The organism is Paenibacillus sp. MT86, from assembly GCF_058792535.1.
In genome coordinates this window covers 4,773,121-4,793,138 of record NZ_CM179499.1, presented here as the reverse complement: position 1 = coordinate 4,793,138, position 20,018 = coordinate 4,773,121, and the positions used below count along the sequence as shown (strand labels likewise).

General features: G+C 53.2%; 16 protein-coding genes. All 16 read left to right on the top strand.

Annotation, left to right across the window (positions count from 1 at the left end):
• Positions 1-59 precede the first annotated feature (59 nt).
• The 16 genes from AC3RCL_RS21455 to spoVE all read left to right on the top strand — a co-directional run bounded on the left by AC3RCL_RS21455 (position 60) and on the right by spoVE (position 20,016).
• Entirely contained in the window at positions 60-992 is a 933-nt protein-coding gene (locus AC3RCL_RS21455; RefSeq protein WP_009590847.1) for an ABC transporter permease, read from the top strand.
• A 2-nt stretch (positions 993-994) separates the two neighbouring features.
• Positions 995-1,945, top strand: a complete 951-nt coding sequence (locus AC3RCL_RS21450) for an ABC transporter permease (protein ID WP_009590830.1) — start codon at positions 995-997, stop codon at positions 1,943-1,945.
• Positions 1,946-1,958: 13 nt separating this feature from the next.
• Complete coding sequence (locus tag AC3RCL_RS21445; RefSeq protein ID WP_009590828.1) at positions 1,959-2,954, top strand: ABC transporter ATP-binding protein; 996 nt, start codon at positions 1,959-1,961, stop codon at positions 2,952-2,954.
• Positions 2,951-3,889, top strand: coding sequence for an ABC transporter ATP-binding protein (locus AC3RCL_RS21440; RefSeq protein ID WP_492531826.1), 939 nt, complete (start codon positions 2,951-2,953; stop codon positions 3,887-3,889). The genes AC3RCL_RS21445 and AC3RCL_RS21440 overlap by 4 nt, the downstream gene beginning before the upstream one ends.
• A 188-nt stretch (positions 3,890-4,077) precedes the next feature.
• Complete coding sequence (bshC, locus tag AC3RCL_RS21435) at positions 4,078-5,709, top strand: bacillithiol biosynthesis cysteine-adding enzyme BshC (RefSeq protein ID WP_492531823.1); 1,632 nt, start codon at positions 4,078-4,080, stop codon at positions 5,707-5,709.
• A 40-nt stretch (positions 5,710-5,749) separates the two neighbouring features.
• A complete protein-coding gene (locus AC3RCL_RS21430; protein WP_492531821.1) occupies positions 5,750-7,018 on the top strand; it encodes an adenosylhomocysteinase in 1,269 nt (422 codons plus the stop codon).
• A 207-nt stretch (positions 7,019-7,225) separates the two neighbouring features.
• On the top strand, positions 7,226-7,663 hold the full coding sequence (gene mraZ, locus AC3RCL_RS21425) for a division/cell wall cluster transcriptional repressor MraZ (protein WP_009590832.1): 438 nt from the start codon (positions 7,226-7,228) through the stop codon (positions 7,661-7,663).
• Positions 7,664-7,739: 76 nt separating this feature from the next.
• Positions 7,740-8,693: a 16S rRNA (cytosine(1402)-N(4))-methyltransferase RsmH gene (gene rsmH, locus AC3RCL_RS21420; protein ID WP_036666015.1), complete on the top strand. Its 954-nt coding sequence runs from the start codon at positions 7,740-7,742 to the stop codon at positions 8,691-8,693.
• A gap of 33 nt (positions 8,694-8,726) precedes the next feature.
• Positions 8,727-9,140: a cell division protein FtsL gene (locus tag AC3RCL_RS21415; RefSeq protein ID WP_192569216.1), complete on the top strand. Its 414-nt coding sequence runs from the start codon at positions 8,727-8,729 to the stop codon at positions 9,138-9,140.
• 18 nt (positions 9,141-9,158) lie between these two features.
• Entirely contained in the window at positions 9,159-11,465 is a 2,307-nt protein-coding gene (locus AC3RCL_RS21410) for a penicillin-binding transpeptidase domain-containing protein (RefSeq protein ID WP_492531818.1), read from the top strand.
• Positions 11,466-11,551: 86 nt separating this feature from the next.
• Positions 11,552-13,495 carry a stage V sporulation protein D gene (locus AC3RCL_RS21405; RefSeq protein ID WP_015734232.1) on the top strand — a complete coding sequence of 648 codons (1,944 nt, stop codon included), beginning with the start codon at positions 11,552-11,554 and terminating at the stop codon, positions 13,493-13,495.
• Positions 13,496-13,556: 61 nt separating this feature from the next.
• Complete coding sequence (locus AC3RCL_RS21400) at positions 13,557-15,041, top strand: UDP-N-acetylmuramoyl-L-alanyl-D-glutamate--2,6-diaminopimelate ligase (RefSeq protein WP_486049980.1); 1,485 nt, start codon at positions 13,557-13,559, stop codon at positions 15,039-15,041.
• Positions 15,041-16,462 carry a UDP-N-acetylmuramoyl-tripeptide--D-alanyl-D-alanine ligase gene (locus AC3RCL_RS21395; protein WP_492531815.1) on the top strand — a complete coding sequence of 474 codons (1,422 nt, stop codon included), beginning with the start codon at positions 15,041-15,043 and terminating at the stop codon, positions 16,460-16,462. Before AC3RCL_RS21400 ends, AC3RCL_RS21395 begins: the two co-directional genes overlap by 1 nt.
• A gap of 4 nt (positions 16,463-16,466) precedes the next feature.
• Positions 16,467-17,432: a phospho-N-acetylmuramoyl-pentapeptide-transferase gene (gene mraY, locus AC3RCL_RS21390; protein WP_009590845.1), complete on the top strand. Its 966-nt coding sequence runs from the start codon at positions 16,467-16,469 to the stop codon at positions 17,430-17,432.
• 3 nt (positions 17,433-17,435) lie between these two features.
• Positions 17,436-18,869: a UDP-N-acetylmuramoyl-L-alanine--D-glutamate ligase gene (murD, locus tag AC3RCL_RS21385; protein ID WP_492531813.1), complete on the top strand. Its 1,434-nt coding sequence runs from the start codon at positions 17,436-17,438 to the stop codon at positions 18,867-18,869.
• Between the two features lie 49 nt (positions 18,870-18,918).
• On the top strand, positions 18,919-20,016 hold the full coding sequence (gene spoVE, locus AC3RCL_RS21380) for a stage V sporulation protein E (protein ID WP_009589659.1): 1,098 nt from the start codon (positions 18,919-18,921) through the stop codon (positions 20,014-20,016).
• The last annotated feature ends 2 nt before the right edge of the window (positions 20,017-20,018 follow it).

The following is a 20,018-nucleotide window of genomic DNA, read 5'->3' as shown; positions in this document are numbered from 1 at the left end:
GGAATTATACAATTATAGAGACGGCTTGGTTTAGAAGAACAGATCAGGAGGCTAGCGAAATGCTGAGGTATGTGGCGAGTAAGTTTTTTTATATGCTTGTATCGTTGTTCATACTGATCTCAGCCACTTTTTTTCTTATGAAAGCCATACCGGGCGATCCGTTTATGGGAGAGAAAAAGCCATCGCCTGAAATTCTGGCGAGGCTGATGGAGCAGTATGATTTGGATAAACCGGTATTTCAGCAGTATACGAAATACTTGGGCAATATCATCCAGGGTGACTTTGGCTTGTCCATGAAGAAACAGGGACAATCCGTAACAGATATTATTGTAGACACGTTTGGCCCGTCACTACGTTTGGGTCTTATCGCGATTGTGGTATCCGTCATTGTGGGCGTTCTGTTGGGGATGCTTGCAGCCTTGTATCACCGCAAGCTGATTGACAACATCGCCATGATTATCTCGGTTCTGGGCATCGCGGTACCGAGTTTTGTGCTCGCGTCCTTGTTGCAATTCGTTCTCGCGGAGAAAGCAGGCATATTCAACGTCATGGGCTTTGAGGGACCGCTGGACTACGTGCTTCCGGTCATGGCGCTGTCTGCACAACCGATTGCATTTATCGCTCGTTTGACAAGATCCAGCATGCTGGAAGTTTTGCATTCGGATTATATCAAGACGGCGAAGGCCAAGGGCCTTAACTGGTTTGCGATTATGTTCCGTCATGTTATCCGTAACGGTATTTTGCCGGTCGTGACTTATGTCGGTCCAATGACAGCGAACATTATCACGGGTTCGGTCGTCATTGAACAGATTTTCGGTATCGGCGGCATAGGCAAGCAGTTTGTTGAAAGTATCACGAACCGTGATTATACAGTTATCATGGGAATTACGATTTTCTACGGCATCCTGCTGATGCTGGCTCGTTTTGTCACGGACATCGTGTATGTATTTGTGGATCCACGCATTAAATTGACCGGCGGGAAGGAGAGGTAGACATGGAGAAAGAACAGCGTATGCCTCATCCTGCGGCACTAAACTTGAAGCCTGAAGATTTTCAGAAGATTGGTCCTGATGAGAAGCAATCCGAGGTAATACAGCGTGAAAGCTTGTCTTCCTGGAGAGATTCCTGGGAGAGATTGCGCAAGAACAAGCTGGCAATGACAGGCTTGATTATTATGATCCTGATTGTCATCATGGCCATCATCGGCCCGATGATCTCTAAATATGATTATGAAACGAATGATTTGATGAATACGAATATGCCGCCTTCATCAGAACATTGGTTTGGAACCGACGATCTGGGCCGCGACGTTTTTGTTCGTACCTGGATGGGAGCTCGGATATCCTTGACCGTTGGTCTTGCAGCAGCTGCGATTGACTTGATGATTGGCGTAATATATGGCGGCATCATGGGTTATTTCGGTGGGCGCGTCGATGAGTTCATGAATAAGTTTGCGGAAATTTTGTATTCCATTCCGTACCTGCTCGTTACGATCTTGCTATTGGTTGTATTCGAGCCAAGTTTAGGCACGATCATACTCGCCTTAACCATCACGGGGTGGATTAACATGTCCTGGATCGTGCGGGGCGAGATCATGCAGCTGAAGAGCAGAGAGTATGTGCTCGCTTCACGCTCGATGGGTGCGGGGACTGCGCGCCTGCTGTTCCGGCATTTGATTCCGAATGCAATGGGTCCGATCATCGTTACCTTGACCTTGTCGGTTCCAAGCGCAATCTTTGCCGAGGCTTTCCTGAGTTTCCTTGGTCTTGGCGTTCAAGCACCGGTTGCATCATGGGGCTCCATGATTAATGATGCCTTGTCCGGATGGATGTATTATCCATGGCGGATGTTGTTCCCTGCTCTATTTATCAGCTTGACGATGTTGGCATTTAACATTTTCGGTGATGGATTGCGTGACGCGCTGGATCCGAAATTGAAAAAATAGGAGGTGGGAAGGTATGGAACCGATCTTGCAGGTGAAGGACCTCAACGTATCGTTTCGTGTTCGCGGCGGTGAAGTAAAGGCAGTCCGCGGCATGAATTTTGAAGTCGGCAAGGGGGAGACGGTTGCCATCGTCGGTGAGTCCGGAAGCGGTAAAAGTGTTACCGCCCAGACCATTATGCGATTGATTCCGTCCCCGCCCTCGGAAATAAAAAAAGGAGAGGTCATTTTCCAAGGACAAGACCTTCTCAAAAAAACGAACAAACAGATGGAAGCGATTCGCGGCAAGGATATCGGGATGATCTTCCAGGATCCGATGACTTCGCTCAATCCAACGATTAAAATAGGAAAACAAATCACGGAAGTGCTGGTCAAGCACCAAGGGATGTCATTCTCGGAAGCCAAGAAACATGCCATCGAAATGCTGAAGCTGGTGGGCATCAAAAACGCGGAAGAGCGCTTCAACCAGTATCCGCATGAATTCTCCGGCGGTATGCGCCAGCGCGCGATGATCGCGATCGCCCTTGCGTGTAAGCCGACCCTGCTGATCGCGGATGAGCCGACGACTGCCCTTGACGTTACCATTCAGGCGCAGATTATGGACGTGATGAAGGAGATGCAGGAGCGTTTGGGCACATCCATCATTCTGATCACCCATGATCTCGGCGTTGTTGCCGGCATGTGCGACCGCGTGATCGTCATGTATGCGGGCGAAGTGGTGGAAACGGGAACGAAATGGGAGATTTTCAAAAATCCGCAGCATCCTTATACCAAAGGCTTGCTTCGTTCCATGCCGCGCCTGGATCAGAAGAAGGACGAGCCGCTGATTCCGATCATCGGTACGCCTCCCGATCTCATTAAGCCGCCGGTGGGCTGCCCGTTTGCCGCTCGCTGTGATGAGGCTATGCGAATTTGCGAACGGGTCGACCCGGGCGCAACGGAATTCAGCGATACGCACATCGCGCGCTGCTGGAATCTGCACCCGATGGCGAAGGAGGCGCAGGGCTCATGAAGGATAACCATTTGATTGAGGTAAAAGGCCTGAAGAAGTATTTCAACGTTGGCAAAGGTCAAGTGCTTAAGGCGGTTGACGACCTGAATTTCTTCATTCGCGAAGGCGAAACGCTTGGTATGGTGGGTGAGTCCGGCTGCGGCAAGTCAACCGCAGGACGGACGATTCTTCGCCTCTATGAACCTACGGCCGGGAGCGTTAATTTTAACGGAACGGACATTTACAAGCTGTCCCTTGGCAAGATGAAAGCGATGCGCCGTGATATGCAGATGATTTTCCAGGATCCGTATGCCTCGCTGAATCCAAGATTCACGGTGTCGGACATTATCGGCGAAGCCTTGGATATTCACGGAATGGCAGGCAGCCGCGCCGAACGCAAGAAGCGGATTGAGGAGCTGCTGGATATGGTCGGCTTGAACAGCGACCACGCGACGCGTTACCCTCACGAATTCTCGGGCGGTCAGCGTCAACGGATCGGGATTGCCCGCGCCCTTGCGGTAAACCCTAAATTCATCATTTGTGACGAGCCGATCTCCGCGCTTGACGTTTCGATTCAGGCGCAGGTTGTCAATTTGTTGAAAGATCTGCAGGATCGGCTTGGTTTGACTTATCTCTTCATTGCGCATGACCTGTCCATGGTTAAGCATATCAGCGACCGGGTAGCGGTGATGTATTTGGGCAAAATGGTGGAGTTGGCAGACAGCGAGGAACTGTATGCGAACCCGATCCATCCGTACACGAAAACCCTGCTGTCCGCGATTCCGATTCCGGATCCTGAAATTGAGGCAAACAAAAAGCGCCTCAAGCTGGAAGACGATTCGCAGGGGCCGATTTCGGCAGCCAAAGGCGAAGACGGAACGGTTCAGCTGGACGTAAAGGATTCGGAGCTGGTCGAAGTGTCCAAAGGACACTGGGTTGCCAAAGCCTACGCTTAAGTCATCCATACCTGCTAATAGGAAGCTGCATCAAGAATAGCCGCTGGCATCGTGCCGGCGGCTATTCTTTTCCTTTGACGCACAATGCCAACATTCGGTACAATCAAGAAAGGCAAAAAATAAAGAAACAAATTTACCTGCATGCACAATCTAGATTTGGTTGCGACGTAGAATAGGAGGCATACCTCATGAATATCGTTCCGGAACCATTATCCCTCGCTTCGCGTCTCGCCCATGATTATATTCACCATTTCGACCGGGTAAGCGGGTTCTACGGTGAAGATCACCGCGGCGAGCACGGCTATGCCGAGCGGGTACAATGGCTGGATCTTTCGGAAGACAAACGAATTCAGCGCAAGTCGCTGGCAGCATGTCTTCGGACGTATAACCAGAAACACAATGATCACCCCGCCGTACATAAATCACTTCAACTGCTGGAACAGCCCGGAACTGTTACCATGGTTGGTGGACAGCAAAGCGGTTTGTTTACCGGCCCCCTGCTTGTCATATATAAAGCCATTACCGTGATTCAGGCTGCCCGCGAAGCGGAGGAACGCTTGAATCGTCCCGTTGTTCCTGTATTTTGGATCGCCGGAGAGGACCATGACTGGGATGAAGTCAATCACACGTATTTCCTGACTCCGGATCAGCAGCTGTCCAAAATCAAGCTGGATGCCAAGGACGGGCTCAGGACATCGGTGAGTTATACCGATGTTCCTGAAGAGGACTGGTCGATGATGCTGGTAGAGCTTCAGACGCAGCTGGCGGACAGCGAATACAAGGCAGACCTGCTGAAGCTTGCGTCTCAATCGTTTGACGGATCGGCCGGATTAAGCGAGGCATTCGCTAAACTCATCGGCTGCATGTTCGGCAAATATGGACTGATCCTCCTGGATTCCGCAGACCCGGGACTTCGAGCGCTGGAAGTGCCCATATTCGAATCGCTGATTACCCGCAACGAGACACTAGGACTTTCGTACCAGCAGGCTGCAAGGGATATCGCCGGACTGGGCTACGAGGTCCAGGCCGACGTATCCGAGAACGGTGCCAATCTGTTCTACTTGCATGAAGGCAGACGCCTGCTGCTGTACCGGGAAGGAGGCGTGTTCTCCGACCGCAAGGGCATCGTTTCTCTCACGGAGGAAGAATTGCTTCGGGATTTGCATCAGTTTCCTGAGCGCTTCAGCAATAACGTGCTGACCCGGCCGATCATGCAGGACTCGCTGCTCCCCGTGCTTGGGACGATACTCGGTCCTGGCGAAATCTCTTACTGGGCGATTACGCGCTATGCATTTGCCGATATGGGCTTGCAGATGCCGCTAATCATACCGAGAATGTCTTTCTCCATTGTGGACGGCGCCGTCCACAAGCTGATGGAGAAATACGGATTGTCCTTCGAGGATGTTCAGCTTCGCTTGTCCGAGAAGCGCGAGGCTTGGCTGGCAAGCAAGGACGAACTGAATCTGGAGGAACGCTTCAGCGAAACCCGGAAACAATTCGAAGCATTATATCAACCTTTAATAGAAGATCTTGGCAAAATGCAGAGCGGACTGTTAAAATTAGGTCTAACCAATAAGGATAAAATATTGGAGCAAATGGATTACCTGTTAAGTAAATCCCGGAATGCCCTGGAACAGCAGCATGAGGCCGCCTTGGCGCAGTGGAAGCGCATCGAGCAGACGCTGCTCCCGGAAGGGAAGCCTCAGGAGCGGGTATACAACATACTGGAATACATGAATCGTTACGGATTGAATCTGGTGGATCGCCTGATGGAAATCCCATACGATGCTTCGGGCATGCACCGCGTCGTTTACGTATAATGATCAGGAATTCAAACATCAGATCCTAGGAGGCTGTTAAATGAGCTCATCATCAATACAAACCAGCAATATTGCCGACCTGAAACTGGCGCCGGAAGGTCATCTCAAAATTGATTGGGTGCAGGCGCACATGCCGGTATTGAACCGGGTACGCGAACAATTCGAGAAAGAACAACCGTTCAAAGGCTTGAAAGTGGCCATCTCGCTGCATCTGGAAGCGAAGACCGCGTATCTGGCGAAGGTCATCCAAGCCGGCGGAGCCGAAGTGACGATTACCGGCAGCAATCCGCTGTCTACGCAGGATGATGTATGCGCGGCGTTGGTGGAAGACGGAATCACGGTGTTTGCCAAGTACAACCCGGATCCGGAGGAATACAAGCAGCACCTCATCTCGACGCTGGAAACGAGACCGGATCTGATCATCGACGATGGCGGAGATCTCGTAACGATCCTTCACTCCGAGCGCACGGATCTGCTAGAAGGAGTGCGAGGCGGCGCCGAAGAGACAACGACGGGCATTCTGCGCCTGAAATCGCTGGAGAAAGAGGGCGCTCTGAATTTCCCGATGGTTGCCGTGAATGACGCGTACTGCAAATACTTATTCGATAACCGTTACGGTACGGGGCAATCGGTCTGGGACGGAATTAACCGAACGACCAACCTGGTGGTTGCAGGCAAAACGGTCGTTGTCGTCGGCTACGGCTGGTGCGGCAAAGGCGTGGCGATGCGCGCCAAGGGTCTCGGCGCCAACGTCATCGTGACCGAGATTGATCCGATCAAGGCGGTCGAGGCTTACATGGACGGCTTCCACGTTATGCCGATGCGCGAAGCGGCTAAACGGGGAGACTTTTTCGTAACCGTCACGGGCAACCGCGACGTCATTAGCGGAGAAGACTTTGATGTCATGAAGGATGGCGCCATTTTGTCCAATGCCGGGCACTTCGATGTGGAAGTCAACAAACCGGATCTGTCGGAGCGATCCCAATCGGTTCGGACGGTTCGCCGCAATATCGAAGAATACCATTTGAAGGACGGCCGTAAGATCTATTTGCTTGCAGAAGGCCGTTTGGTGAATCTGGCGGCAGGAGACGGACATCCGGCAGAAATCATGGATATGACGTTTGCGCTTCAGGCCTTGTCGCTCAAACACGTGAATGATCAGTACCAGAGCATCGGCAACCGCGTCGTGAATGTTCCGTACGAGCTGGATCAACAGGTTGCATTATATAAACTGGAAAGTCTAGGTATCCATATCGACAGCCTGAGCGCTGAGCAGAAATCCTACTTGGACAGCTGGGCCCAGCATTAAACCGCAGCAGCTTCAGATCATTTGCAGACCTCCTTTCCATCCCCCGACGGGATGAAAGGAGGTTTTTTGCGCGGTTGTTCTGAGAGAAAGTTCCAAAAAAACAAATGCAGCTCAGAAGGGATTTGATTCTTGACGCCGAATCTATTATCCTAAAGTGGTGGAAAGTGGTGCAAAGTGGGGAATCGGGGTTAAGGAGTGGAATGCCTGATGTTTATGGGGGAGTTTCAGCATAGCATCGACGATAAGGGGAGAATCATCATCCCCGCTAAATTTCGCGACCTCCTGGGCACCTCGTTTATCGTAACCCGCGGATTGGACAATTGCCTCTTTGTATACCCCAAAGATGAATGGGCCATCATGGAGCAGAAGCTCAAATCCCTACCGCTCATGAAGTCGGATGCACGCGCATTCACCCGGTTTTTTTTCTCCGGAGCGACGGAATGTGAATGGGATAAACAGGGAAGGGTAAATTTGCCGGGCAATTTGCGCGAGTTCGCCAAGCTCGAGAAGGAATGCGTCGTCATCGGCGTATCGAGCCGCGTGGAGATCTGGAGCAAGGAGCAATGGCAGAATTACTATCAGCAGTCGGAGGAAGCGTTCAACGACATTGCTGAGAAGCTGGTAGACTTTGATTTTGACTTATGACCAGCTAGGAAAATCCCGTAATCGAAATGAAGTTACACTAAAAATCATGTAAGAGACACAATGGAGGGCTGCAGCTTTGTTCCATCACATCACAGTGCTTAAGCAAGAAGCGACAGAAGGGCTGCGCATCAAACCAGACGGTATATATGTTGACTGTACGCTCGGGGGGGCGGGGCACAGCTCGCTCATTGCTTCCCAACTAAGTTCGGAAGGCCGGTTGATCGCTTTGGATCAGGACGACTGGGCATTGAATAACGCCCGGGAGGCCATGAAGCCTTATGCGGACCGGATCACCCTCGTTAAGACCAATTTTCGCGATTTGGAGGAGGTGCTCCGACGCGAAGTGGGGGCTGGCGAGAACGGGCAGCCGCAAGTTGACGGTATACTGTTCGATTTGGGCGTATCTTCTCCGCAATTTGATGAAGGGGAGAGAGGGTTTAGCTACAATCATGATGCCCCGCTGGATATGCGGATGGATCAATCCGCCGAGCTTACAGCAGCCAAGATTGTAAACGAATGGCCGGAACAGGAAATCGCGCGGATATTGTACCAATACGGCGAAGAGAAGTTTTCAAGGCGGATTGCCAAGGTCATCGTTGAAAGAAGGGCACAGAGTCCTATTCAGACAACCGGAGAGCTTGTCGAAATGATTAAGGAAGGGATACCGGCCGCGGCTCGAAGAACGGGCGGCCACCCGGCGAAGCGAAGCTTTCAAGCATTTCGCATCGCGGTAAACGATGAGCTGGGCGCTTTCGAGGATGCGCTTCATCAAGCCGTAAGATGTCTTGCGCCGGGAGGAAGGGTCTCGGTGATTACCTTCCACTCGCTCGAAGACCGGATATGCAAGCAGATTTTTAACAGTTACATTCCGAAGTGCACGTGCCCTCCAGACTTTCCGATGTGCGTATGCGGAGGCGGCCAAGGCGATCTGAAGCTGGTAAACCGTAAACCGCTTATCCCGTCGGCGGAAGAAATTGAGAGTAATCCAAGGGCGCGTTCGGCGAAGCTGCGGATTGCGGAGAAACTGTAGAAACATTAAATCCCTGAAGAAGGAGAATCAGCCATGGCTTACACGCGCGGCAATTTAGCCGTACAGGAGAGACAGAAGGAAACGCAGCAGTCCGCTTATCTCGAGAAGACCAAAGTCGTTAAACGTCGTTCCCAGCTTCCGCAAAAAGAAAAGCTGCTGTATTTGTTGTCCGTGGTGTTCGTGGTTGCCGTCATGGGCGTCATCGGCATGAGTCATGTTCATTCCTATGACTTGAACCGGCAGATCCAGGCGACGGAGAATGAGATACTTAAAGCTAAACGAAACATCAGTCAACTTCAGGTAGAGAAGCAGACGCTGGAGATGCAGGTATTGGACAAGGCGAAAGAGCTCGGTTATGTGCCGATTGAGGACGATAACATGATCCATCTATCACCTGTCTCGGGAGCAACCGGGACACAGGATTCAGACTCGGGACAAAATGATTGAAGTGTGAGGTTTTGACCGATGATTAAAAAAATCAAACTGCGTACCGTGCTAATAGGGGGATGTATAACCCTCTTTTTTGCTTTATTGATTGGTCGGGTATTTTGGCTGCAGGTGATCGATAACGACTTCTGGAAGGAACAAGCCTTAGCGAAATGGTCCAGAACCCAGGACTTGCCGGCATCCCGCGGTACGATCATGGACCGGGACGGCGACATCCTGGCCATGGACGCCCCCGCCTTCACGGTCATAGTAAACCCTGCGGTCATCCAGGCTAACGGCCTGGAGGATGAGGTCGTTAAAGGGCTGCACGAAACCCTCGGCAAGGATGAGGATAAGCTTCGCGAAATGGTTCAAGCCAAAGGCAAGGACGGGGAATACCTCAAGGGCGTGGAAGTCCGCAACGAAGGATGGAAGATCAGCCAAGAGAAGATGGAAGAGGTTAAAGCGTTCAGCCAAAGCTTGAATGATAAATTGAAGGCCGCAGGCAAAGTCCCCGATTCGGGCATCGGCTTTCAACGCGAGCAGAAACGCTTCTATCCCAAAGAGACATTGGCAGCGCATATGCTGGGTTATACCGATCGTCAAGGACAGGGGATCGGAGGCATTGAGCAGTTTTATGACGAGATGCTGAAGGGGACCGACGGATTCGCTTCTTACAAGAGCGACAAGAAGGGAGTCAAGCTGCCTAGCGAGGATGATTTATACCAGCCTGCAATAAATGGGAAAAATTTAGTACTGACGACCGACGATACAATCCAGTATTATATCGAGGAAGCGATGCGCGACACGTATAACCAATATAAACCAATCAGCATGACGGTGATCGCGGCGGATCCGAACACGATGGAAATACTGGGGATGGCCAACATGCCGACTTTTGATCCCAATACATATTCGAAGTGGAATCAAAAGAATTTTATCAACCATGCCGTGCGGTCCATCTATGAGCCGGGATCGACCTTCAAAATTGTAACCCTGGCCAGCGCAGTGCAGGAAAAGCTGTTTAACCCGGGTGATATCTATCAATCCGGATCCATCAGAGCGGGGGGAAGAACCCACCGGGACATTAACAGCGTAGGGTGGGGCCCGATCACCTACCTGGACGGCGTGAAAAAGTCGAGTAACGTTGCTTTTGTTAAACTCGGATACGAGATGCTCGGCAAGGAGCGGTTTACCAATTATATTCGGGAATTCGGTTTTACCGAGAAAACGAATATTGACCTGCCGGGGGAAATTCTCGGTACCTTGAACATGACCTATGATTCCGATATTTCAACCATGACCTACGGTTACGCCGTATCCGTAACGCCTATACAACAGATTGCGGCCATTTCCGCCGTTGCCAACGGCGGCAAGCTCATGGAGCCGCATATGGTGAAGGAGATCGAGGACCCCAACACGGGCGAGGTTCAGAAAATCGAGCCGAAAGTCGTGCGCCAGGTCATATCTCCCGAAGCCGCAAGAGAAACGGGCACTTACCTTGAGCAAGTCGTAGCCGACCAATTAAACGGCACAGGCAAGCTTGCGTATATCGACGGCTACCGCGTTGCGGGCAAAACCGGTACCGCCATTAAATCCGGCGGCGGATATAAAGACCGTTCGAAACAGGTGGTTTCGTTCATCGGGTACGCACCCGTCGAAAACCCGAAGATTGCCGTGCTGGTTATCATCGACGAACCGAACGTCGAGAAGGGCGGCGGTGCGCTGGCGGCACCGATTTTCAAAGAAATCGTCTCCAAGTCATTGAATTATTGGGGCGTTCCCAAATCGACTGAAACTCAGGACAAAGAAAAATCGAATACGGGAACGGCGCCGAAGGATTCCCTTAAAGCACCGGACTTTACGGGAATGAAGCTCAGCGATGTAAAGGCCAAGCTGCTGAAGGACGGAGTTGCGTTTGAGACATTGGGCAATGGAAGCACCGTGAAGGAGCAGTATCCGCCCGCAAATGCGACCATCAGCGTTGGACAGCGCATCTATCTTCTTACAGAGGACAGCCCATCGATGAAAATCCCGAATTTAGAGGGAGAATCGCTTAGGGACGCCATGGAGGTGCTCACCTTGATGAAAGTAAAGGTGAACGTTCAGGGCGAGGGTTTCGTTGCATCGCAATTGGAAGCCAAAGAGAATGGCCAGCGGATCGTGCAATTAACGCTGAAATCGGCTCAAGAGCTGATAACGGGGAGCAGCAGTACCGATGAAACCTCCTCCGCTGGCAACGAAAATGCGAACGGGGAAGAAACCGGCGACAAAGAGACGGAAGGAACCGCCGATAACGAAGCCGAAGCAAACGACCCAGGACAAGGCGATACAGAAGGGGAATAGCTTGTTCTAACCCGGGTTTGTCCCGAATACTCATGTGAAGAACGCATATCATGAGCTTTCGGGTTCAAACAGGGAGGGAAGCTTAGGTGAAAGTATCCAAGGTATCGCAGCGGAGAAGGCTGCTCTGGAGCCTGCTGCTGCTGCTCCTGCTGTTCTCTGCGCTGATCATCAGACTGGCCTATGTGCAGATCGGGAAAGGCGCGGAGCTGTCGGCGAAGGCGGAGGACCTCTGGCGCCGCGACATTCCGTTTGCGGCACAGCGGGGCGAAATTCTGGACCGTAACGGAACCGCATTGGTTACGAATATAACGACACCGACCATTTGGGCGATTCCTGTACAAATCAAAGATCCGGACCATACAGCCGAGACGTTGGCCGGGCTGATCAGCATGGACAAGGCCGATATCAAGAAGATCATTACGAAACGTTCGAGGTTGGAACGGATAAATCCCGGTGGACGAAAAATTACGATGGAGCTGGCTCAGGAAATTCGTGATTTGAAGCTGCCGGGTATCGTTGTTGCTGAGGATAACAAACGGTATTATCCCTACGGCGATCTCGCGGCCCATATTTTGGGGTTTACGGGAGCCTACAGCCAGGGACTCACCGGCCTGGAAGCCATGCATGACGACAAGCTGAAGGGCTTCGAAGGCGGAATATCCTATTTGTCCGATGCGGGCGGAAGAATCATGCCGGGCTCCTCGGAGAAATACGTAGAGCCCCGCGACGGTCTGAATCTGGAGCTGACGATCGATAAATCGATCCAGTCCATCATGGAGCGGGAGCTTGACCAGGCCATGGTGAAGTACCAGGCGAATGGAGCATGGTCGATTGCCATGAATCCGAAGACGGGCGAGATTTTGGCGATGGCCAGCAGGCCGGGGTACTCTCCTGCCAACTATCAGGAATTTTCAGCGGAGACATACAATCGCAACTTGCCGATCTGGATGACCTATGAGCCGGGCTCGACGTTCAAGATTATTACGCTTGCCGCTGCCCTCGAAGAGGACAAGGTCGATCTGAAGAACGACCATTTCTTCGACAGCGGGGCGGTAGAGGTCGGCGGAGCCAGGCTGCGCTGCTGGAAGAAAGGCGGCCATGGCAGTCAAACCTTCATGGAGGTTGTGCAGAACTCCTGCAACCCGGGCTTTGTGGCATTGGGCCAGAAGCTGGGCAAGGAAAGCCTGTTCCAGTATATCCGGGATTTCGGCTTTGGAGCGAAGACGGGCATCGATTTGAACGGGGAAGAGAACGGCATTCTGTTCAAGCTCGATAACGTTGGCCCTGTGGAGCTGGCCACAACGGCGTTTGGCCAAGGCGTATCGGTTACGCCGATCCAGCAGGTTGCGGCCGTGTCCGCCGCCATTAACGGCGGTAAGCTGTTCAAGCCGCACGTCGCCAAGGCTTGGGTCAATCCGGAGACGGGCGAGACGGTTGAGGAGATCAAACCGGAGCTCGTCAGACAAGTAATCTCGGAGGAAACCTCCAAGCAAGTGCGCGAGGCACTCGAAAGCGTCGTCGCCAAAGGAACCGGACGTCCGGCCTTCATCGACGGTTATCGTGTGGGAGGGAAGACCGGTACCGCCCAGAAGGTGATTAACGGCCGTTACTCTTCAACCGAGCATATCGTCTCCTTCATCGGATTCGCGCCAGCCGATGATCCGGAAATCGTGGTGTACACGGCGGTGGATAACCCGAAAGGCATACAGTTCGGCGGCGTCGTGGCAGCCCCGATCGTGCAGAATATCCTGGAGGATGCGCTGCACTATATGAACGTTCCGCCGCGCAAAGACCAGCTTGCCCGCGAATACAAGTACGGCGAGACGCCGACCGTGACCGTACCGAACCTGGTCGGTGCAACCGTTCAGGATCTGTATGAGGACTTGAATATGAACTTCATGCTGGCCAAGTCCGGAACCGGCAATACGGTAATTTCCCAGGCGCCGAAGCCGGGAAGCCGGGTGGAGCGAGGGTCCACCATTCGGATTTACATGGGTGAAGACCCGGGGGAATCCAAGCACGAACACTAAGGCATCATCCGGTCGGCAAGCGAAGGGCGGATGATGCAGATATATAGAGAGAGGGATAACAATGAACTTAAAGCAATTATCATCCGTATTGGCCGCTGCTGTTATCGAGGGATCCGGAGATGTTGAAATTACGGGGATAGAAACAGACTCCAGACAAGTAAAACCGGGGGATTTGTTCATTTGCCTGCCGGGCCATACGGTGGATGGACACCAGTTTGCAGCCCAGGCCGCCGGCAAAGGCGCCGCGGCGCTGGTCGTTGAACGCAAGCTGGAGGTTGACCTCCCGCAGGTCATCGTGAAAGACAGCCGCTTCGCGATGGCGGGTTTGGCAAATGCCTTTTATCATCAGCCGAGCTCCCGCATGAAGATGATCGGCGTAACCGGTACGAACGGAAAGACAACGACAACGTATTTGATCGAGACGATCATGAACGATTTCGGGTTGAAAACCGGATTGATCGGCACGATTCAGATGAAATACGACGGCCAGTCCTTCCCGATGCCGAGAACGACGCCCGAGGCGCTGGAGCTTCAGCGTTACTTGAACGATATGGCCAATGCAGGCACCGAGTGCTGTGTGATGGAGGTATCCTCGCATGCGCTCGAACAGGGGCGCGTGAAGGGAACGGATTTCCGGACGGCCATCTTCACGAACCTGACCCAGGACCATCTGGACTATCATCACACGATGGAAGAATACCGCGGCGCAAAAGGGTTATTTTTCTCCCGGCTGGGCAACGCTTTTGCCAAGGATGAATCCGCGCGCAAATATGCCGTCCTGAATGCGGATGACGATGCTTCGGCATATTTCGCCAAGCAGACCGCGGCGGAAGTGATTACCTACGGTTTGGGTGAAGATGCGGATGTGCGGGCGAGCAATATATCGATCACCGCGCAAGGCACCTCGTTCCATGTGGATACGTTCCGCGGCAGTGCGGACATTTCGATTCGAATGGTAGGGAAATTCAACGTGTATAACGCCATGGCTGCGATCGCGGCAGCGCTCCTGGAAGGTGTGCCGCTCGAAGATATCAAGAACAGCCTGGAGTCCGTGCCCGGAGTCGATGGCCGCGTAGAGGTCGTGGATGAAGGCCAGCCGTATGCCGTGATCGTGGATTATGCCCATACGCCGGACGGACTTGAAAATGTGCTCCGCACCGTCAATGAATTCGCGGAAGGCCGGGTGCTCACCGTTTTCGGCTGCGGGGGCGACCGGGACCGGACCAAACGGCCGATCATGGGTAAAATCGCTGCGAAATACAGCGATGTTGTATTGGTAACTTCCGATAATCCCCGTACCGAGGATCCGGAGTTGATATTGAAGGATATCGAGGCCGGATTGGTTGAGGACGGTGTGGCAACCGAAAGCTACAAGCTCATCGTCGATCGCCGGAAAGCGATCGAAAAGGCTATTGAAATGGCAAGCCCGGGCGATGTAGTATTGATTGCGGGGAAAGGTCATGAGACCTATCAGCTGATTGCGGGCGAAGTGCTTGATTTTGACGACCGCATCGTAGCCAAAGACGCGATAAGGGGCAGACAATAGTGATCCATAAATCATTAAAGAGCATCGCCGACATGTGCGGCGGAACGCTCTCACGTAACCAAGATGACAACATCATCATTCAAGGAGTCGGTACCGACTCCCGAACCATACAGCCGGGCAACCTGTTTGTTCCGATTGTCGGCGAGAAGTTTGACGGGCATGAATTCGTGGAGAGCGTGCTCGCCGGCGGAGCCGGCGCGGCATTCTGGCAGAGGGATCATCAGCCGGTTCCCGCCGACCTTCCGCTCATTTTCGTGGAGGATACATTAAAGGCGCTCCAGTCGCTTGCGGCGGCCTATTTGTCCGAGAGCAGAGCCAAGGTGGTGGGCATAACCGGCAGCAACGGCAAAACCACCGTGAAGGACATGGTGTCGGCACTGCTTGAAACCACGTATAACGTTCACAAAACGCAAGGCAATTATAATAATCATATCGGGCTTCCGTTAACCGTACTGGCAATGAAGGAAGGCACCGACATTATCGTGCTTGAGATGGGTATGAGCGGACGACATGAGATCGAGCTGCTCTCGAATATAGCCCGCCCGGATTTAACCGTGATCACCAATGTCGGGGAAGCGCATTTGCTGCAGCTCGGTTCCCGGGAAGAAATCGCACGGGCCAAGCTTGAAATTATCAGCGGCATGAAGCCCGGCGGTTTGCTGATCTATCATGGGGACGAACCGCTGATCCGTCAGGTGCTTGCTGAAGAGGGAACGGTGAAGCCGGAGGGGCTGCGTACGTTTACGTTCGGAAATCAAGATACCAATGACGATTATCCGACGGGACTCATGTTCCATGCCAGAGGAATCATTTTTACTTCGAGCCGGCATGCAGGCGAAGGCTTCAGCCTGCCGCTCCTCGGCCGCCACAATGTGGTAAACGCCCTGGCAGCCATGGCCGTGGCGACCCATCTGGGCATCGGCGATGAAGCCATTCGCAGCGGGTTCGCCCATCTGAAGCTGTCGAGCATGCGGATCGAAGCCGTAGAGACCGCGTTCGGGGTAACCGTGCTGAACGATGCCTACAATTCCAGCCCGACGGCGGTGAAGGCGGCTGTAGACGTGCTTGGCGATATGAAGGGCTACCGCCGCCGGATCGCCGTGCTCGGGGACATGCTGGAACTTGGTCAGCGGGAAGAGTCATTCCATGCCGAAATCGGAGAGTATTTATCTCCGGACAATGCGGATCTGGTATTCACCTACGGTCCATTGTCTCTTCATACGGCGAATAAAGCGAAAGCCCGCTTCCCGGAAGGGGCCGTGCTTTCTTTTACGGATAAAGAAAAGCTGATCGAAGCCCTGCTGGAGCAGGTTACGGAGAAGGATATCGTATTGGTGAAAGCCTCGCGCGGCATGAGGCTGGAGCACGTGGTTGATGCCTTGAAGGCACTGCCGGGCAGCAACAACGGAGTGAGGGGGTGAGCTGATGGACTTTCAATTGCTGTTATTGACAATCGGTGTAGCGTTTGTGCTTGCGGTGATATCGGCTCCGCTGCTCATTCCGCTGCTGCGGCGTATGAAGTTCGGCCAGCAGGTCAGGAACGACGGTCCGCAGAGCCACTTGAAAAAAGCCGGGACGCCAACGATGGGCGGCGTCGTCATTCTTCTAGCTTTTACGCTGACTTATATTAAATTTTCGCCTGTCGATACCGATTTCTACGTGCTGATCGTAGCCACGCTCGGTTTCGGTTTGATCGGCTTTCTTGACGATTACATCAAGATCGTGTTTCGCAGATCATTAGGACTTACGGCCCGGCAGAAGCTGTTTGGACAGCTTCTGTTTTCCGGTATTATGTGCTGGCTGTTGATTTCCAACGGCCACAGCACGGCAATCAGCGTACCCGGCATGGATTGGTCCTTTGATTGGGGCCCATGGTTCTATTATCCGTTCATCGTGGTCATGATGCTTGCAATCAGCAACGCGGTCAATTTCACCGACGGATTGGACGGCCTGCTGTCCGGCGTCAGCGCGATTGCCTTTGGCGCCTATGCCATCGTCGCGATCCAGTCCACCTCGTTCGCGGCGGCGTTCTGCGCGGCTGCCATGATCGGCGCGGTGCTCGGGTTTCTGGTATTTAACGCTCATCCCGCGAAGGTGTTCATGGGTGATACGGGTTCTTTAGGCATCGGCGGTGCCATCGGCGCCATTGCCATCGTAACCAAGAGCGAGCTGCTGTTCCTGATCATTGGAGGGGTCTTCGTCATCGAGATGCTATCTGTTGTGCTTCAGGTGATCTCCTTCAAAACCCGGGGCAAACGAATATTCAAAATGAGCCCGATCCACCACCATTACGAATTGTCCGGGTGGTCGGAGTGGCGCGTTGTTTTTACATTTTGGGCCGTGGGACTGGTACTTGCGGGACTCGGACTCTATATCAACAAGGGGTTGTAACATATGAAGCAGCTAGATGTTTATCGGGATAAGCATATCGTCGTGTTGGGTCTTGCCAAAAGCGGAGTGCAGGTGGCCAAGGTGCTGCATCAAGCCGGCGCCTCCGTCATCGTGAATGATCGAAAGGAAAGAGAACAGTGTCCTGAAGCCTCGGAGCTCGAGGCTTTGGGTATTTCTGTTATTTGCGGCGGGCATCCCGATGACCTCATTCATCCCGGCGTGGCGCTCCTTGTCAAAAACCCGGGAATTCCGTATTCGGTCCCGCCTGTCCAAAAGGCGATCGAGCTTGAAATTCCTATCGTGACCGAAGTCGAAATCGCCTATCACCTCTGTGAAGCTCCCATAATCGGCATCACGGGCTCGAACGGCAAAACAACCACGACGACTTGGGTGGGCAAGCTGCTGGAAAACGCCGGCCTTTCTCCGATCGTTGCCGGCAATATCGGCACGCCCCTATCCGAGGCTGCAGCGACAGCCACCGAACATGACTGGATGGTCGTGGAGCTGAGCAGTTTTCAGCTAAAAGGAACGGAGGCGTTCCGGCCGCGCATTGCCTGTCTCCTCAACGTGACGGAAACGCATCTGGATTACCATGGCGGAATGGATGATTATGTGGCATCCAAAGCCAAGCTGTTTGCCAACCAGACTTCGGAGGATACCGCTGTGCTCAATTGGGATGATCCCGTGTGCAGAAACCTTGTCCCGTATATCAAGGCGCACATCGTGCCTTTTTCGATGAGCGAGAGCCTTCGTGAAGGGGTTCACATCACGCCGCCATATGCTCCCGGTACCCAGGATTCGGACGACGACGATCAGGGGCGCAGAATCATTTATACAGACGGCGAAGGGTTTAACCATGAGATCATCCGTGTGGAGAACATCGGACTGCCGGGAAGATTCAATGTGGGGAACGCAATGGCGGCTTGTGCCATCGCCATAGCGGCGGGCGTTGCCCCCGATAAGCTGGAGGAAGCTTTGTCCAGCTTTCGCGGCGTTGAGCACCGCCTGGAATTTGTGGCGGAGCTTCAAGGCGTATCCTATTACAACAATTCCAAGGCAACCAACTCCAAGGCGACGCACATGGCTTTGACCTCGTTCAAGGAACCTGTCGTTTTGATCGCGGGGGGGCTTGACCGGGGATCGGATTACGAGGAGCTGATCCCATCCATGCAAGGGCGGGTGAAAGCGGTCGTGCTTCTTGGCGAAACCAGGGAGAAAATCGCGAACGCTGCCGCCAAGGCCGGATTAAAGGACATCATCCTCGTCGATAATGGGGAGGACGCCGCTTCGACATTGACCTCGGCTGTCCGGAAGGCTGCCGGGCTGGCGGAGAGCGGAGACATCGTTCTCTTGTCCCCCGCGTGCGCGAGCTGGGACATGTTTCCTTCCTATGAGACGCGAGGACGCATTTTTAAAGAGGCGGTGCATAACCTTTAAGTAGGGGGGTGGAAAAGCCCCTACTAAGGATGTACGAGGTGGCCTTTCCATGAACAAGAACCGCCAGGCGCCCGATCTGTGGCTGCTTATCTGTATTTTGGCCCTGCTGGCCATCGGAATCGTCATGGTATACAGTGCAGGCTCCGTCCTCGCTTTTCATGACTATGGCGATAAGTTTTATTTTGTGAAGCGTCAGCTGTTTTTTGCTTGTCTGGGGCTTGCTGCCATGTACTTCACATCGAGGATCGATTTTCGGGTTTGGAAGAAATACAGCAAGATTGCGCTGCTGGTCTGCTTTTTTTTGCTGATTATCGTACTAATTCCAGGAATCGGCGTTGTTCGCGGCGGAGCCAGAAGCTGGCTCGGCATCAGCTCGTTCGGCATTCAGCCCTCCGAGTTCATGAAGCTGGGCATGATTCTGTTTCTATCGCGCTGGCTTAGCAAGCAAGACTATGATATTACATCATTTACCAGGGGGCTGATGCCGCCGCTAGGTTTGATCGGACTGGCATTCGGGCTGATCATGCTCCAGCCTGATTTGGGTACTGGGGCCGTTATGCTGGGTGCTGCGATGATGATCGTATTTACGGCAGGAGCACGGATGAAGCATCTGGGCTTTCTCGCTTTAGGCGGGATAGCCGGATTCATAGGCTTGATTCTGACAGCGCCCTACCGGCTGAAGCGGATAACCGGCTTTCTCGATCCATGGTCCGATCCGCTCGGCGCAGGCTACCAGATCATCCAATCCCTCTATGCGATAGGGCCGGGCGGACTCGGCGGACTCGGACTAGGCATGAGCCGTCAGAAGTACGCTTATGTGCCCGAACCGCAGACTGATTTTATTTTTTCGATCCTGGCCGAAGAGCTGGGGTTCATCGGCGGCTTGATTGTACTGCTCTTGTTCGCCGCCTTGGTGTGGCGGGGCATGAGGGTGGCCATGACGGTCACCGACGGCTTTGGCAGTCTGCTGGCCGTAGGGATCGTAGGCATGGTCGCCATCCAGGTCGTCATCAATATCGGCGTCGTTATCGGTTTGATGCCGGTGACAGGGATTACGCTGCCGCTCATCAGTTACGGAGGCAGCTCGCTGACGCTGATGCTGACGGCGCTCGGCATTCTATTAAATATTTCCCGTTATGCGAGGTGAAG